Raw genomic sequence first — 16,610 nt, 5'->3', positions numbered from 1 at the left:
AATACCTAACATGTGACTCAATGACAGTTACTTAAACACAGTGTCAGTGAATGACAACTGCTTTGTGTTTTCGTCTGCGTTATACCTGTCGTGAGGCGGCCTTAATGGGTCAGTGCCTGCGCTGTGTCTAACACTCGATTGGGTGAGGAGCACGTATTATCATGTCTGCTTTTAATTGGTCAGCAGTTGCTTTTATCTTAGCCGCCATTGGGCTAGTTGTCTTTATGCTGGTGGTACCGCGTTTACTTGGTGGTCGCTCTCAAGGCTTACAAAAAGAAGAGATATTTGAAGCGGGTGTTGTCGGATCTGGCAACGCCCGTATTCGTTTGTCTGCTAAATTCTATTTGGTCGCGATTTTCTTTGTGATTTTCGATTTAGAGGCGCTGTATCTCTACGCGTATTCTGTGTCAGTGCGAGAGGCCGGCTGGCTTGGTTTTGCCGCTGCTGCTACCTTTATCACTATTCTGATTATCGGTTTGATTTATGAGCTGAGCTTGGGTGCGATGAACTGGGCACCTGCTGACAAGCGCCGCAAAAAACCTCGGCTACATGCTGCGCCAGCTGGTTTTAATTTGGCAGACATCACCAAGTTTGATGGTGCTCATGAGCTGATGGTCGATCCTACTGGTAAAGTACCCGCGCAATCATCCGGTCAAATCAATGTCTCAAACAATATCGAAGCCAACCGTCGCCATCTACAAAACATTGATCATATCAATACCACAGGTAATGTGACGTCTGTGGACTTTGCGACGTCTGCACAAAACGACAAGCCTGCGCACTAGTGAGTACTGCTGGCTTTCGCTGATCGCATTTTGTTGCAACGATTGCTTGTGATTGGCCCCTTATTAATAACGAAATTTTTGGCGACAGCGTATACAAGATGAGTATGACGCCAAGCTTAATATAAAGGTTGTATGTTATGAAATACACATTAACAAAAGCCAACCCTGATGCAGATACCTACCCTGCACAGACCCGCCAAACGGTCAATGATCCTATCGAAGATGAAGTCAATAAAAACGTCTTTATGGGTCGTCTCGAAGACCTCGTTCATTCGACAGCAAACTGGGGGCGCAAGCACTCGCTCTGGCCATTTAACTTTGGTACGTCTTGCTGTTATGTTGAATACGCCACTACCTTAACCGCCGTTCATGATTTGTCACGCTTTGGGGCCGAAGTTATCCGCGCCTCACCCCGTCAGGCAGATGTGATGATCGTTGCTGGTACATGTTTTGTCAAAATGGCCCCTGTTATTCAGCGTCTTTATGAGCAAATGCTTGAGCCAAAATGGGTCATCTCTATGGGTGCTTGTGCCAACTCAGGCGGCATGTATGATATCTACTCGGTCGTACAAGGGGTGGATAAAGTGATCCCTGTTGATGTGTATGTGCCAGGCTGTCCGCCGCGTCCAGAAGCATTGATTCAAGGCTTGATGTTGCTACAAGAATCTATCACCAAAGAGCGTCGTCCGCTGGGCATCCATGTCAATGAGCAGGGTATCTATCAACCGCAGATGACGCCTGAGCGTGACCGTAAGCAAGCAGATCGTATCGCTGTAAAAAACCTGCGTAGCCCAGACAGCATCTAAGTTTAGACAGTATCTAAATTTAGATAGCATTTAGATTTAGCAACCTCAATATTTTATGCGCTCATCATGGTTTGGTTATGACTGACATAGCCTCACTTTGATTGACATCGCTCAGTTATGATTAATGAAGGAATACATCATTCATGGTCACGGTAGTCGAAAACACAGATCCTAAGATCAAGCCCGTCCCAGCCGTCATTACAGAGCTGGAGCAAAAGTATGCTGGTAAATTTGTCGTACAGCACACTGTGGATGAGATTCCAACAGTCTGGGTGGCGCGTGCAGATTTATTAGACGTGCTTTTATTTTTGCGCAAACTGCCCAAGCCCTACGTCATGCTATTTGACTTGTCAGCGATAGATGAGCGTCTGCGTCAGCATCGCGCAGGGTTGCCTGACAGTGACTTTACGGTGTTTTATCACCTGATGTCGCTTGAGCGCAATAGTGATATACGTGTCAAGGTCGCACTGAGCGAAGATGACCTCAATGTCCCAAGCGCGACCAATATTTGGCCAAATGCCAACTGGTATGAGCGCGAAGTGTGGGACATGTTCGGTATTGTCTTTACAGATCATCCGCATTTGACCCGTATTTTATTGCCAAAATACTGGGAAGGTCATCCACTGCGTAAAGAATATCATGCGCGTGCGACTGAATTTACCCCGTATTTCTTGAATACCGCCAAGCAGCAATACGAGCAAGAAAACCTACGTTTTGTCCCAGAAGAGTGGGGCATGAAGCGCTCAGGTCGTGATGAAGACTTTATGTTCTTGAACATCGGTCCTAACCACCCCTCCGCTCACGGTGCGTTTCGTTTGGTACTACAGTTGGATGGCGAGGAAGTCGTCGACTGTATCCCTGATATTGGCTATCACCATCGCGGCGCAGAAAAGATGGCTGAGCGTCAAACATGGCACTCATTTATTCCTTATACCGACCGTATCGATTATTTAGGCGGTGTGATGAATGAGCTGCCTTATATCATGTCAGTCGAAAAGCTCGCTGGGATTACCGTCCCACCTCGCGCCGAGACTATCCGTGTGATGATGAGCGAGTTTTTCCGTATTACCAACAATTTGCTATACGTCGGTACATTCATTCAGGATGCAGGTGGTATGACCCCTGTATTTTATATGTTTACCGATCGCCAAAAAGCCTATGACGTCATCGAAGCCGTGACAGGCTACCGTATGCATCCGGCTTGGTTCCGTATCGGTGGTACGGCGGCTGATCTGCCACGTGGCTGGCAGCGTTTGGTGCGTGAGTTCTTAGATTGGATGCCTAAGCGCCTGGACGAGTATGTCAAAGCAGCACTACAAAACAGCGTGCTCAAAGGTCGTACCCAAGGCGTCGCTCAGTACAATGCCAAGCAAGCATTGGCTTGGGGCGTGACGGGCGCTGGTCTGCGCGCGACAGGCGTGGATTTCGATATGCGTAAAGCGCGTCCTTACATGGGCTATGAGAATTACGATTTTGCAGTGCCAGTTGGTTACAACGGTGACGCTTATGATCGCTGTATGGTCAAAGTTGAAGAGATGCGTCAATCATTACGTATCATTCGTCAATGTATGGACAATATGCCACAAGGTCCTTACAAAGCGGATCATCCACTGGCCGTACCACCGCCAAAAGACCGTACGCTAAATGATATTGAGACATTGATTAATCATTTTATCTCAGTATCTTGGGGTCCTGTGATGCCAGCAGGTGAATGTACGACGATCGTCGAGGCGACCAAAGGTCTGAACAGTTATTACATCACCTCAGACAAGGCCACGATGAGCTATCGTACCCGTATTCGTACACCGACATTTGCGCATTTACAGCAGATGCCATCGGTCATTAATGGCTCACTGGTTTCTGATGCCATTATGTATTTGGCATCGATTGATATTGTGATGGCGGACTGCGATCGTTAAGATTTTGATCTTTAAGGTTAAACCGCTGCTTCATAAGTATTTGTTCATCAATATATTATTGCCTGATGGCACACCAAAATGCTGTCGCTTGTCGATATAACCACGGTTTTAAGCAGACTGATATTGGCTTGTGATAGAGCAGGATGAGTGAGGAAAGACAGAAGATTATGAAAATTGTTTCCGACAAAATGCCAAAAGTAGATGTGGAAAGCATCCTCACCACTGAGGAAATCGCTGCCATTCATGAATATATGCATCACTATCCCCATGCGCGCGCCGCCTCGCTAGATGCGCTAAAAATTGTGCAAAAGCGCAATGGCTGGGTCGATGATGCGCAAGCAAACGCTATTGCCAACATCCTAGACATCCCGATGTCAGACATGGATGGGGTCGCCACTTTCTTTAACCGTATCTATCGCCAGCCTGTCGGTCGCCATGTGATTCTCATCTGTGACTCCGTGGCTTGTTATTTGACAGGTTATGAAGCGCTGTCAGCTGAGATCAGATCACAGCTGGGTATTGAGTATGGTCAGACAACTGCTGATGGACGTTTTACGCTATTGCCAATTTGCTGCTTGGGCAACTGTGATAAGGGACCAGCGGTACTGATTGATGAAGACACTTACGGCCCTGTCCAGCCATCTGAGGTCGCGCAATTATTGGAGCTATACGCATGAGTTTAACGATTTCAGAGCAGATTGCTCGTCGCGGTCAAGGCCAAGCGCCAAGCCAGCTAAATGCACAGCGTGTTCCAATCTATGGTGATAAAGCGACAGCCACTAGCGAAACTAAGCCATTGACGTGGCGTTTGGCGCATCATGATGCGGTGCTTGATTTAACCACTTATGAGTCTCTAAAAGGCTTCACTGGTCTAAAAGAAGCGCTATCTAAATCGCCTAAAGACGTCGGCAATATGATTAAAGCGGCCAATGTTCGAGGTCGCGGTGGTGCAGGTTTTAATGCGGGTCTAAAGTGGTCATTTATGTCGCCGCCAGATGGTTTGCCTCGCTATCTCATCTGTAATGCGGATGAAATGGAGCCGGGCACGTTTAAAGATCGCCTCTTAATGGAGCGCCTACCGTTTCAGCTGATCGAAGGTATGCTGATTACTGCGCATGCTATCGGCGCGACAGACGGTTATATTTTTATCCGCGGTGAGTATATCTTGGCCGCTGAGCGTTTGGTCGCTGCTATCGAAGAATGTTTGGCCAACAACCTCATGGGCGACAATATTTTAGGCTCAGATTTTAGTTTTAATTTGCACGTGCATACTGGCGCTGGACGTTATATTTGCGGTGAAGAAACGGCACTGATTAACTGTCTAGAAGGCCGCCGCGCCAACCCCCGTACCAAGCCGCCGTTCCCACAAATCTCTGGGGCATGGGGTCGTCCAACCGTTGTCAATAACGTTGAGACCTTATGTAATATGCCAGCGATTTTGAATCACGGCGTTGAGTGGTATCAGTCATTATCTGAAATCAAAGGTAAAAGCAAAACGCCGGGCACCAAATTATTTGGCTGTTCAGGCTTGGTCAATGATCCAGGTCTCTGGGAGTTACCCTTTGGTTATACCGCTCGCGAAATCATTGAGGATTTGGCAGGTGGCATGAAAGATGGTAAAACGCTCAAAGCATGGCTACCAGGCGGCGCCTCGACGGACTTTTTAACCGCCGATCATTTGGATGTGGTCGTAGATTTTGACACCATTCAAGAAGCGGGTAGCCGTATGGGTACTGGGCTTATCATGGTCGTTGATGAATCGCAAGATATGGTGCCGTTACTTCGTAACCTTGAGATTTTCTTTCAGCGTGAGTCATGCGGCTGGTGTACACCATGCCGTGATGGTCTACCGTGGGGCGTTAAACTGCTTACCGCTATCAATAACGGTGAGGGACAAGTGGGCGATGTCGAAAAATTAGAGGGTCTGACGCGTGATTTATGGATTGGCAAGACGTTTTGTGCCCATGCACCAGGTGCGGTGGAACCCCTCATGAGTGCGATTAAATATTTCCGTCCAGAGTTTGATCAAAAAATCGCGCAGGCGGTTGGTGTCGATGTGATTGATGCGGCAGCCAACCAACAGCCAGCAGTGAAATAAGGAGAGCGGCATGGCAGTCATACATATTGATGGAACCACTGTCGAAGTAGATAGCGCAGACAACTTACTACAAGCCTGCTTATCACTCGGCATTGATGTGCCGTATTTTTGCTATCATCCAGCCCTAGGCTCAGTAGGCTCGTGCCGTCAGTGCGCGGTCAAGCAATTCCAGAATAAAGACGATATGGAAGCAGGTCGTGGTCGTCTCGTCATGTCATGTATGGTCGCCCCTGGCGATGACATGTACATCTCTGTGACTGACGATGAAGCCAAAGCATTCCGCAAGTCGATGGTTGAGCTACTCATGACCAACCATCCACATGACTGTCCAACCTGTGAAGAGGGTGGACATTGTCATTTGCAAGACATGACTTATATGTCAGGTCATAGCCGTCGTCGCTATCGCTTTACCAAACGCACGCATCAAAACCAAGAGCTTGGTCCATTCATCGCGCATGAAATGAACCGCTGTATCGCTTGCTATCGTTGTGTACGTTTTTACAAAGACTACGCAGGCGGCGAAGATTTGGGTGTTTATGGCTCAAACAACCGCGTGTATTTTGGTCGTGATAAAGATGGTCAGTTTGAAAGCGAATTTTCAGGCAACTTAACCGAAGTGTGTCCAACTGGGGTATTCACTGACAAAACGCATTCTGATCGCTACAACCGTAAATGGGATATGCAGTATGCGCCAAGCATCTGTCATGGTTGCTCGGCGGGCTGTAATATCTCACCGGGCGAGCGTTATGGCGAGCTGCGCCGTATCGAAAACCGCTACAACGGCGACGTAAACCGCTATTTCTTATGTGACCGTGGCCGCTTTGGTTATGGTTATGTCAATCGCGCGGATCGTCCAACCCAAGCGCTTGAACGTATCAATGATAAGCATGTCAAAATCAATATTGACTACGCACTTGATGAAACCATCAAACGTATCAAAGATAAAAAAGTTATCGGGATTGGCTCACCACGTGCCAGTTTAGAGACCAACTTTGCGCTAAAAAATCTGGTTGGATTTGATAACTTTTCAACCGGCCTCAATCATCAGCAGCAAGCACTGGTCAATAAGTGCATCGAAGTGCTTAGCACTGAAGGCATTTATAACCCTAGCATGACTGATATCGAGACGCATGATGCAGTGCTCGTATTAGGTGAAGATATCACGCAAACGTCATCACGTGTCGCGCTGTCAGTACGTCAAGCCGCAAAAAATGAAGGTTTGAAAATGGCAGCGGCGCTGCAAACGCAACCTTGGCTTGCTGAACCCGTCAAACGTATCGCTCAAGATGCGCTAAGCCCAGTCTATGTCATCGATGTAACCCAAACCAAGCTAGAAGACATCAGTAAAGTGAGCGTAGTGGCAACCCCTGAAGACATCACTAAACTTGGCTTCAAAGTCGCTGATGAGATTGCGAGCTTCGCTGATGACTTAGCAGACATAGCAGATCCACAAGCAGCTGAACAAAATGCTGATGTTAGTACTGAGACTGATGGTATGCAAGCGTTGGCCAAACAAATCGCTTATGACTTGATTCAAGCTGATAAGCCGTTAGTTGTCTCGGGTAGCAGCTTATCTTCTACCGCATTGATAGAAGCAGCAGCACAGATTACCCAAGCGTTGACCCAAAAACGTGCAGCAATCAAAGCGACTGAGCAGCAGCAAGTTGAGGCACATAATGCCAAAGTACAGGCAGCGCAAGCGAAAGCGGCTAATGACCAACCTGAAGAAGACCAAGATTTATCTGCTAAGCCAAACAAACCGGAAACGGGCGTAAATACAGAAGCGCAGGATAATGTCGAACGCCCACCTGCTGAAAACCTTGAGTTAAAAGAAGTGAACGCACAGTATCAGGCACAAGCAGGTATCTATCTAACGGTTCCTGATGCCAATAGCATGGGCGTTTGTATGCTTGGCGGTCAGTCAGTTGAAGAGCTGCTAGCCTCTGATTACGATGTGGTTGTGGTTGCAGAAAACCAGCTAACAGATGCGATTGATGCCAATAAACTCACGCAGCTACTGACTGATAAAACGGTCATTGCGTTAGATCATCAGCTGCTTGATTGGCATAAGGACGTCGATATCGTACTGCCAGCGGCTAGCTTTGCAGAAGCGGATGGCACATTGATATCAGCTGAAGGTCGTGCGCAGCGTTTCTTCCAAGTTTATGATAACGAATACTACCATCCGATGAGCAGTATTAAAGAAGGCTGGCGCTGGATACATGCTGTGCATAGCAGTATTGAAGGTCGTGATGTCGACTGGACGCAGCTAGATGATGTTATCAATGCATTGATTGCCACCCATCCTAAACTTGCAGGTATCAAAGGCGCTGCGCCTGAAGCGGACTACCGTATGACTGGTCTGAAAATCGCGCGTCAACCGCGCCGTTACTCAGGTCGTACTGCTATGCGTGCGCCAATCTCAGTGCATGAGCCGATGCAGCCAAAAGATTTGGACACTGGTTTGACCTTCTCAATGGAAGGTTATAGCGGTAAAGAAGCACCAAGCTCGATGATTCCTTTTGCCAATGCGGCAGGTTGGAACTCACCACAAGCATGGAACAAATACCAAGACAAAGTCGGCGGACATCTGAAAAATGGTGATCCAGGGGTGCGTTTGTTCGATCAGCTAGAGCGCCTAGCCACTCGTCAATATGTGGCGCCAGAAGCCATGTCTTCGAATACAACTGACCTACAGCAAGGCCAAGCGAAGCTAGTACCGATTCATAATATCTATGCCAGCTCAATGATGGCATCACGTAGCCCAATCGTCGCAGAGCAGCTGCCAGTTGCAGCATGGCGTATCGGTATAGATGATGCCAAAGACTGGAATATTGCTACTGGTGATTACTTGGCGATTGAAATTGATAAGCAACAAATCACCTTGCCAGTACAGCTGGTTGGTTATTTGGCAGAAGGCTGTATCGGTTACCCAGTCGGGCAGGTGAGTATTATTCACCCATCAATGCCAGCGTCGGTACGGAAAGTAGACGCACCAGTAACGATGATGGGTAGCATGGCTAACGATATGATGAACAATAACGTCACAGCGCAAATGAACGCAGCGCCGACCACCACACAGGAGGTGTAATATGCAAGTTACCCGTATTATCCCTGATGTGCCAAGTTTTTTGGCGGGTAGCATGAGCTTTGATACTTGGTCTATTCTGTTTTTGGTGGGTCAATCGCTAGTCATCTTTTTGGTCGTGGTATTGGTTGCCGCAATGATGATTGTCTATGAGCGCCGCATGCTGGCATTATGGCAAGATCGTTATGGTCCAAACCGTGTTGGGCCTTTTGGTTCGTTGCAGTTAGTCGCTGACATGCTCAAAATCTTCTTTAAAGAAGACTGGACACCAAACTTTACTGATAAGTTTATGTTCACCTTGGCACCTGCGGTCGCAATGTTTACTGCCTTGGCTTCATTTGCCATTATTCCTATCTCGCCAACGCTTGGCGTGGTTGATTGGGATATTGGTATTCTGTTTTTCTTTGCTATGGCAGGCATTGCAGTATATGCCGTGATGTTCGGTGGCTGGGCATCTGCTAACAAATTCTCGCTACTCGGTGGTTTGCGTTCAGCTGCACAGACGATCAGTTACGAAGTGTTTTTGGGCTTATCGTTGATGGGCGTTGTTGCGCTAACAGGCTCCTTTAACTTGCGTGCTATTGTTGAGTCACAAGCGGACGGCTGGTATATCATTCCGCAGTTTTTTGGGTTTTTGACCTTTGTGGTCGCGGGTGTGGCGGTTACGCATAGACATCCATTTGACCAACCAGAAGCAGAGCAAGAACTGGCTGAAGGCTATCATGTCGAATATTCGGGCATGAAGTTTGGTATGTTCTTCATTGGTGAGTATGTCAACGTTGTCTTGATTTCTGCCTTGATGACGTGCTTGTTCTTTGGCGGTTGGCTTGCGCCGTTCAATTTAGATATCCCATTTATTCCACCAGCTTTTTGGTTCATGATTAAAACGCTGTTCTTTATGACCATGTTTATTTTGGCTCGAGGCTCACTCATGCGTCCGCGTTATGATCAGGTGATGAACTTTGGCTGGAAAGTATGTCTGCCAGTAACGCTGATTAATCTATTAATCACTGCTGCGGTCATTTTGATCTTTTCCCCAACGTTATAGTCATTACTAGCCATCACTGATGAACTAGGGTAAAGCTGATAAGGATAATAATCCCATGTTTACTACCATAAAAAAGACCGTCATTGGTATATTTACCATTGTCCGCAGCATGTGGATGGTCAATAGTCATGCGCTCAGACCGCGTGACACCATCCTTTATCCTGAAGAGCCGGTACCTGTGCCGCCGCGTTTTCGTGGACGTATTGTCCTTACGCGCGATCCTGATGGAGACGAGCGCTGTGTCGCTTGTAACTTGTGTGCGGTGGCATGTCCGGTAGGGTGTATCTCATTACAAAAAGCCGAGCGTGAAGATGGACGCTGGTATCCAGAGTTTTTTAGAATTAACTTCTCACGCTGTATCTTTTGTGGATTGTGTGAAGAAGCCTGTCCAACGACAGCGATTCAAATGACCCCAGATTTTGAGCTGGGTGAATATAAGCGCCAAGATTTGGTCTATGAAAAAGAGCATTTGCTCATTTCAGGACCAGGTAAATACCCTGATTATAACTATTATCGTGTGACAGGTATGGCGGTAGCAGATAAACCAAAAGGTGCAGCACAAAACGAGTCTGCACCGATTGATCTAAGGAGCTTGCTACCATGATGAATATTTTGAACCATCCTGAACTGGCTGGGTTTTATTCACTTGCAGCAGTGGCGATATTTGCCAGTCTGCGCGTCGTGACTCAGGCCAATCCAGTGCATGCTATCTTATCGATGATTGTATCGTTGCTGGCAATTGCTGGGATATTCTTTGTATTAGGAGCGCCGTTTGCAGGTGCGCTAGAGATTGTTGTTTATGCTGGTGCCATTATGGTGCTATTTGTTTTCGTTATCATGATGCTGAACTTGGGCATGAGTAATGACGAGCGCGAAGAGCGTTGGCTCGATGCTGGTACTTGGGCGATACCGACAGGATTGACGATAATCATTGCTGTTGTGCTCTATGCAATGATTGGTATGGGTCATGATGAAGCCGTTATGATGGGTGGCACGACTATCTCTGCCAAAGCAGTCGGTACGGTGCTATTTACCAAATATATCATGCTGGTTGAAATTGCAGCTTTGTTACTACTAGCGGCTTTGGTGGCGGCATATCACTTAGGTAAAGAGTCGATTGATGAAGAGATCGTCGGTCATGCGAGTCAAGACGTTCAGCCAAGTGTAGGCAGTATCAAACAATACGATAATGACAGTGCGCTTACACAGCATGATGGCGTAGAAATGGCTAAGCCTTACGAATATAAAGATGTTGACCCGCATGACTATGTTGGTAAGCAAGTAGGTGTACAACGAGTCACGCGCAAGGAGGCAGACTAATGGTACTAGCAGCAAGCGTGGCACAAGAGGTGTCAAACGTGCCGTTTGCCCACGAGGTGGCAGGCTTAGTACAGCCAGTTGCTGAGGCGCAAAATGTACTGGGTATGATACCCATGAGCCATGGACTTATTTTGGCAGGTATTTTATTTGCTATTGGTCTGTGCGGCGTCATGGTACGACGTAACTTCTTATTTATGCTCATGAGTCTTGAGATCATGATGAATGCGGCAGCACTAGCATTTGTCGTGGCAGGTAGTCGCTGGGTCGATCCAGACGGGCAGATTATGTTTATCTTTATTTTGACCTTGGCCGCGGCTGAAGCGTCGATTGGTCTGGCAATATTATTGCGTTTTTATCATCAGCGTGGGCATCTCGATGTCGATAGCGCCAATGAGATGAAAGGATGATGTCATGAGTTTATTACCATTAACCTTTATATTCCCGCTCATTGGCTTTTTGATTTTAGCCTTTATGCGCGACAAATTATCAGAGACGGTCGCAGCGTTTGTTGGCGTGGGTAGCATGCTGTTATCAGCATTATGTACGCTAGTCGTTAGCTATACCTTTTTGACCACCAATCCAGCTGGAACGGTAATTGAAGTTCCGCTATGGACATGGTTCCAAGTTGGCGACTTTGCGCCGCATTTTGGCTTGAGCTTTGATGGTTTGGCATTGACTATGACAGGCATCATTACTGGGATTGGCTTTTTGATTCATCTGTTTGCCTCTTGGTATATGAAAGGCGACACTGGCTTTGCCCGTTTCTTTAGCTATATGAACTTGTTTGTGGCCAGCATGCTGTTACTGGTACTCGCAGATGATTTGTTCTTGCTATATCTTGGCTGGGAAGGCGTGGGTATCTGTTCGTACTTATTGATTGGTTATTATTACCATGACAGAGCCAATGGTCGCGCCGCGATGAAAGCCTTTACCGTCACGCGTGTTGGTGATGTGTTCTTAGCCTTTGGTTTGTTCTTATTATTCCGCGAATTCGGTACGCTTAATATTCAAGAGATTATTACGCGCGCGCCAGAAGTGTTCGATGTAAACAACCCAACGATGATGCTAACTACCATGATGTTGGTCGGCGGCGCGATGGGTAAATCAGCGCAGTTGCCACTACACACATGGCTTGCTGATGCGATGGCAGGTCCAACACCCGTATCGGCATTGATTCACGCGGCAACAATGGTAACGGCTGGCGTTTATCTGATTGCCCGCTTGCATCCATTGTTTGAGTTGACCCCAGGCATCTTATTATATTGGGTTGGTGGCGTCGGGGCATTGACGCTGGTCGTTGCTGGATTCTGTGCGCTCGCGCAAACAGACATTAAACGTATCCTTGCGTATTCAACCATGAGTCAGATTGGCTATATGTTCTTAGCGCTTGGCGTGGGTGCGTGGCAAGGGGCAATCTTCCATTTGATGACCCATGCTTTTTTTAAGGCGCTGTTGTTCTTGGCATCAGGTGCGGTCATTCTTGCCGTACATCATGAGCAAGATATCTTTAAGATGGGCGGTCTGCGTAAAAAGATACCATTGGTATTTTGGTGTTATATCATTGGTGGCGGTGCGCTCGCGGCGATACCTTGGGTTACCGTTGGTTTTTATTCTAAAGAAGCGATTCTTTGGGAAACTTATGCCACAGGTCACTTAGTACTATTCTATATGGGTGTGTTCGGCGCATTCTTAACCGCAATCTATACGTTCCGTATGATTTGGATCATATTCTTCGGTGAAGAAAAAACCCATGCGCACAAGCTATCAGGGGTGTCGTACTGGTTACCTTTGACGGTATTACTTGTATTGTCTACCGCTGTTGGTGCTTGGATTACGCCGCCACTACAAGGTGTATTGCCAGAGAGCGTAGGTCACTTATTAGAAGTCGCGGGTCAAGACCATGCTAAGCACACCGCAGAGTATATCGCGATGGGTGCGATGGTGGCCGGTTTGATATTGGCAGCACTATTATATGTCGTCAATAAAGGTCGCATGCTCATAAGCTTTAAGCGCTCACGTATTGGCGGGGCGCTATATCATTGGTGCTATCACGGTCTAGGTTTCGATGTGCTATACGATATAATTTTTGTAAAACCCTTTTTGTTCATCGGCCGCTTATTAAAAGCCGACCCTATCGATAAAACGTGGCTATTCTTGCCTAAGCTGGCTTCGGCAGGTAATAAAGTATTGTCTGCGACGCAAACAGGGTCTCTTCGAGGTTATGCCACAAGCTTTGGCTTGGGTATGGCTGTATTGCTGGTGCTGGTAATGATAACGGTGGTGTAAAGATGATGGAGTTACAACAAACGTGGATGCTGCCAGCATTAATCGCAATTCCTTTTATTGCAGGATTGTTATGCTGGTTGGTGGAGCGATTTAATAAACGTCTGCCGCGCTGGATTGCCTTGATCGGTATGATGTTGACCTTTGCTTTGTCATTAGTACTTTGGCAGCAGGGTGATTTTAGCGGTATGAGTAAGCAGGTCATCGCGCCAGATGCTGCCGTGCCTTGGGTCGCTGAATTTAGTGTGCCGTGGATACCGAGCTTTGGTATTAGCTTTCACTTGGCGCTAGATGGTTTGTCACTGATGATGGTAGTCTTAACAGGCTTGCTTGGTGTGGCAGCTGTTGCCTGTTCGTGGAATGAGATTCAGCGCCGCGTTGGCTTTTTCCACCTAAACTTGCTATGGAGTTTGGGCGGCGTTATCGGGGTTTTCTTAGCGATTGATCTGTTCTTATTCTTCTTCTTTTGGGAGATGATGCTGGTTCCTATCTATTTCTTGATCGCGCTTTGGGGTCATGATGTGGTTGGCAAAACCAAAGAATATGCCGCAACCAAATTCTTTATCTATACCCAAGCGTCTGGGCTTATCATGCTCATCGGTATTTTGGTATTGGTCATTATCAGCTATGCCCAAACTGGGGTGGTCAGCTTTAACTATAATGACTTGCTTGGTACGTCACTTGGCGGCTGGGAATATCCCATCATGCTGTGCTTCTTCATTGGTTTTGCGGTGAAGTTGCCTATTGTACCTTTTCATGGCTGGTTGCCAGATGCGCATGCGCAGGCACCAACGGCAGGTTCGGTGGATTTGGCAGGTGTGCTCATTAAGACTGCCGCCTATGGTTTGATTCGTTTTGTGTTGCCGCTATTTCCAGTAGCGTCACAAGAGTTTGCACCGATTGCCATTACCTTGGGGACGATTGGTATCTTTTATGGGGCGTGGCTCGCGTTTATGCAGACCGACATGAAGCGTTTGCTAGCGTATACCAGTATCTCGCATATGGGCTTTGTGGTATTAGCAATCTATGCTGGAACATTGCTCAGCTTACAAGGTCTGATGATTCAGATGCTTGCTCATGGCTTGAGCTCAGCCGCACTATTTATCATGGCAGGGCAGCTATATGAGCGTCTGCATACACGTGATTTGACCTTGATGGGTGGTATGTGGGGACAGTTCCGTTACTATGCACCGATATTGATGTTCTTCTGTGCGGCGTTGCTTGGTATTCCAGGTACAGGTAACTTCATTGGCGAGTTCATGATTTTATTTGGCTCATTTGCTCAGTATCCTGTGTTTGTGGTATTTGCGACATTCAGCTTGGTGCTTGCAGGTCTATACTCGCTTATTTTGATTCATCGCGCGTTATTTGGTGAAAACAACATCGCTGCATTGGCAGAGCGAGAGACTAAGTCACATGGTTTGCCTGCACGTAGATTAAAAGATTTGGGCAAGCGCGAGCTGTCATTACTATTGATGTTAGCGGCTGGTTTGGTCTGGCTCGGATTATATCCACAGCCGTTCCTTGATACCTCAAGTCACGCGATGCAGTGGATCAACAATGCATATATATACAGTCAAGTGACACAGGTAGATGCGTCGCAACTGCTTGATGTAATGGAGGCACGTTAAGTCATGAATGAGATTACAATGAATGATTTGATAGGGCTTGTGCCTTACGCGCCGATTATCGCCGTAGTGATTACGGTACTCGTGGTGATGATTGCCATCACTATCAAGCGCTCGCATATGGTCACTGGTACAATCACCGTAGTCGGTTTGAATATTGCTCTGGTTACGTTACTTGGGCAAATGACGGGCTTTATTGAAAGCGGTGCTATTGCGCCAAATGCTGAGCAGTTATTTGTGATTGATAACTTTGCTCAGTTCAATATGGTGATAGTTCTAGTTTGTGCCTTGGCGTGTTGTACGCTATCGTATGCGTACTTGGCCGATCTAAAAGACAATAAAGAAGAGCTATACTTGCTCATGCTGCTGTCGACCATTGGTGCATTACTCATGGTAAGCGCGCAGCATATGGCATCATTCTTTATGAGTCTTGAGATGCTGTCAGTGCCTTTATATGGTTTGCTCGCTTATACTTATATGCGTAACCGCTCGCTTGAGTCAGGACTAAAATATCTAGTATTGTCGGCGACAGCGTCAGCGACTTTACTCATGGGTATGGCCTTTATCTATGCAGAAGTAGGCTCGTTGGCATTTAAGCCAATCAGCATGGTATTGGGCAATATTTTTGAATCGCCACTGTTGATATTGGGTGCGGCGATGATGATGTTTGGTATCGCCTTTAAGCTTTCTGCAGCGCCCTTTCATATGTGGACGCCAGATGTTTATGAAGGCGCGCCTGTCCCTATTGCGACCTTTTTGGCGTCTGTCTCAAAAGTTGCCATGATGGCGCTGGCGGTTCGATTCTTAATCGATACCTCTTTATTGGCATTGCCATCGGTGCAAATGTTATTAATGGTGATGGCAACCTTGTCTATCTTGGTAGGTAACTTGTTGGCTGTGCGTCAGACCAGCCTCAAACGTCTATTGGGTTATTCATCCATTGCCCATATGGGTTATGTGATGATCGTCATCGTTAGTATTGGCGCTGCTGCTGATAGCATTTCTAGTATGTATATGGCGGTGTATGCCTTTACGTCTATCGGTGCCTTTGGTGTGGTGACATTGATGTCGAGTCCATATCGCCTATCTGGTGAGGCCGATGAGCTGACACATTATCAAGGGCTATTCTGGCGTCGTCCAGTATTGACGGCAGTGATGACAATCATGATGCTGTCGCTGGCTGGTATTCCATTGACCGCCGGCTTTATCACCAAGCTATTTGCGATATTGGCTGCTGTACAAGGAACCAACTGGTTCTTAGCTGCGATGATTATCCTAGGTAGTGCGATTGGTCTATTCTACTACTTGCGCGTGTTACTCACACTGTTCAAGCGTCCTAAGCAGTTCATCGAGTTTGACGTGTCCGGACAATGGGGTATTCGTACCGGCGGTATTATGGTTATTGCGGTGACGGCAATTATCCTGTTCTTTGGTATTTTGCCAAATAGTATGATCGAATGGGCAAGCTTGGCTCGTATTTGGTAGATTCAATGATTTATGCGATAAGATAAGCCATTTGTTGCTTATCTGTTGTTACGGTTAAAAAACCAAGATGCGCCTGCTTTATGATAAGCTTGGCGCATCTTTTTTTGCTTAATTTTTGTATTTGGCAAACTTATCTTATAAAAATACCAT

13 protein-coding genes are annotated in these 16,610 nt (G+C 47.0%); all 13 read left to right on the top strand.

The genetic code is table 11. The features are described 5' to 3' along the window. Window positions 1-161: 161 nt before the first annotated feature. The 13 genes from ndhC to nuoN all read left to right on the top strand — a co-directional run bounded on the left by ndhC (window position 162) and on the right by nuoN (window position 16,460). The gene (ndhC, locus tag BLR43_RS09335) at window positions 162-785 is read left to right on the top strand and encodes an NADH-quinone oxidoreductase subunit A (protein WP_093070712.1); all 624 of its coding nucleotides are present in this window, start codon (window positions 162-164) and stop codon (window positions 783-785) included. 137 nt (window positions 786-922) lie between these two features. Next, on the top strand, window positions 923-1,591 hold the full coding sequence (locus BLR43_RS09330; RefSeq protein WP_058024548.1) for a NuoB/complex I 20 kDa subunit family protein: 669 nt from the start codon (window positions 923-925) through the stop codon (window positions 1,589-1,591). Between the two features lie 143 nt (window positions 1,592-1,734). Continuing rightward, window positions 1,735-3,510: an NADH-quinone oxidoreductase subunit C/D gene (nuoC, locus tag BLR43_RS09325; protein ID WP_093070710.1), complete on the top strand. Its 1,776-nt coding sequence runs from the start codon at window positions 1,735-1,737 to the stop codon at window positions 3,508-3,510. A 167-nt stretch (window positions 3,511-3,677) separates the two neighbouring features. Beyond that, window positions 3,678-4,187 (top strand): NADH-quinone oxidoreductase subunit NuoE, encoded by a 510-nt coding sequence (gene nuoE / locus BLR43_RS09320; RefSeq protein ID WP_093070707.1) that lies wholly within the window; start codon window positions 3,678-3,680, stop codon window positions 4,185-4,187. Beyond that, complete coding sequence (nuoF, locus tag BLR43_RS09315) at window positions 4,184-5,608, top strand: NADH-quinone oxidoreductase subunit NuoF (RefSeq protein WP_093070705.1); 1,425 nt, start codon at window positions 4,184-4,186, stop codon at window positions 5,606-5,608. The genes nuoE and nuoF overlap by 4 nt, the downstream gene beginning before the upstream one ends. Before the next feature lie 10 nt (window positions 5,609-5,618). Further along, window positions 5,619-8,699, top strand: coding sequence for an NADH-quinone oxidoreductase subunit NuoG (nuoG, locus tag BLR43_RS09310; protein ID WP_093070703.1), 3,081 nt, complete (start codon window positions 5,619-5,621; stop codon window positions 8,697-8,699). 52 nt (window positions 8,700-8,751) lie between these two features. Then, entirely contained in the window at window positions 8,752-9,744 is a 993-nt protein-coding gene (gene nuoH, locus BLR43_RS09305; protein ID WP_201587841.1) for an NADH-quinone oxidoreductase subunit NuoH, read from the top strand. A gap of 55 nt (window positions 9,745-9,799) precedes the next feature. Continuing rightward, complete coding sequence (gene nuoI, locus BLR43_RS09300) at window positions 9,800-10,348, top strand: NADH-quinone oxidoreductase subunit NuoI (RefSeq protein ID WP_010198902.1); 549 nt, start codon at window positions 9,800-9,802, stop codon at window positions 10,346-10,348. Beyond that, window positions 10,345-11,064 carry an NADH-quinone oxidoreductase subunit J gene (gene nuoJ / locus BLR43_RS09295; RefSeq protein WP_093070698.1) on the top strand — a complete coding sequence of 240 codons (720 nt, stop codon included), beginning with the start codon at window positions 10,345-10,347 and terminating at the stop codon, window positions 11,062-11,064. Before nuoI ends, nuoJ begins: the two co-directional genes overlap by 4 nt. Window positions 11,065-11,162: 98 nt before the next feature. Then, window positions 11,163-11,471, top strand: coding sequence for an NADH-quinone oxidoreductase subunit NuoK (nuoK, locus tag BLR43_RS09290; protein ID WP_025653102.1), 309 nt, complete (start codon window positions 11,163-11,165; stop codon window positions 11,469-11,471). 4 nt (window positions 11,472-11,475) lie between these two features. Further along, window positions 11,476-13,350: an NADH-quinone oxidoreductase subunit L gene (gene nuoL, locus BLR43_RS09285; RefSeq protein WP_071003289.1), complete on the top strand. Its 1,875-nt coding sequence runs from the start codon at window positions 11,476-11,478 to the stop codon at window positions 13,348-13,350. Between the two features lie 5 nt (window positions 13,351-13,355). Further along, a complete protein-coding gene (nuoM, locus tag BLR43_RS09280; RefSeq protein ID WP_201587839.1) occupies window positions 13,356-14,978 on the top strand; it encodes an NADH-quinone oxidoreductase subunit M in 1,623 nt (540 codons plus the stop codon). A 3-nt stretch (window positions 14,979-14,981) separates the two neighbouring features. After that, window positions 14,982-16,460, top strand: coding sequence for an NADH-quinone oxidoreductase subunit NuoN (gene nuoN / locus BLR43_RS09275; RefSeq protein WP_071003293.1), 1,479 nt, complete (start codon window positions 14,982-14,984; stop codon window positions 16,458-16,460). The last annotated feature ends 150 nt before the right edge of the window (window positions 16,461-16,610 follow it).

Source organism: Psychrobacter pacificensis (assembly GCF_900101915.1).
GTDB classification, from domain to species: Bacteria; Pseudomonadota; Gammaproteobacteria; order Pseudomonadales; family Moraxellaceae; genus Psychrobacter; species Psychrobacter pacificensis.
This window is presented reverse-complemented; position numbering and strand designations above follow the sequence as displayed.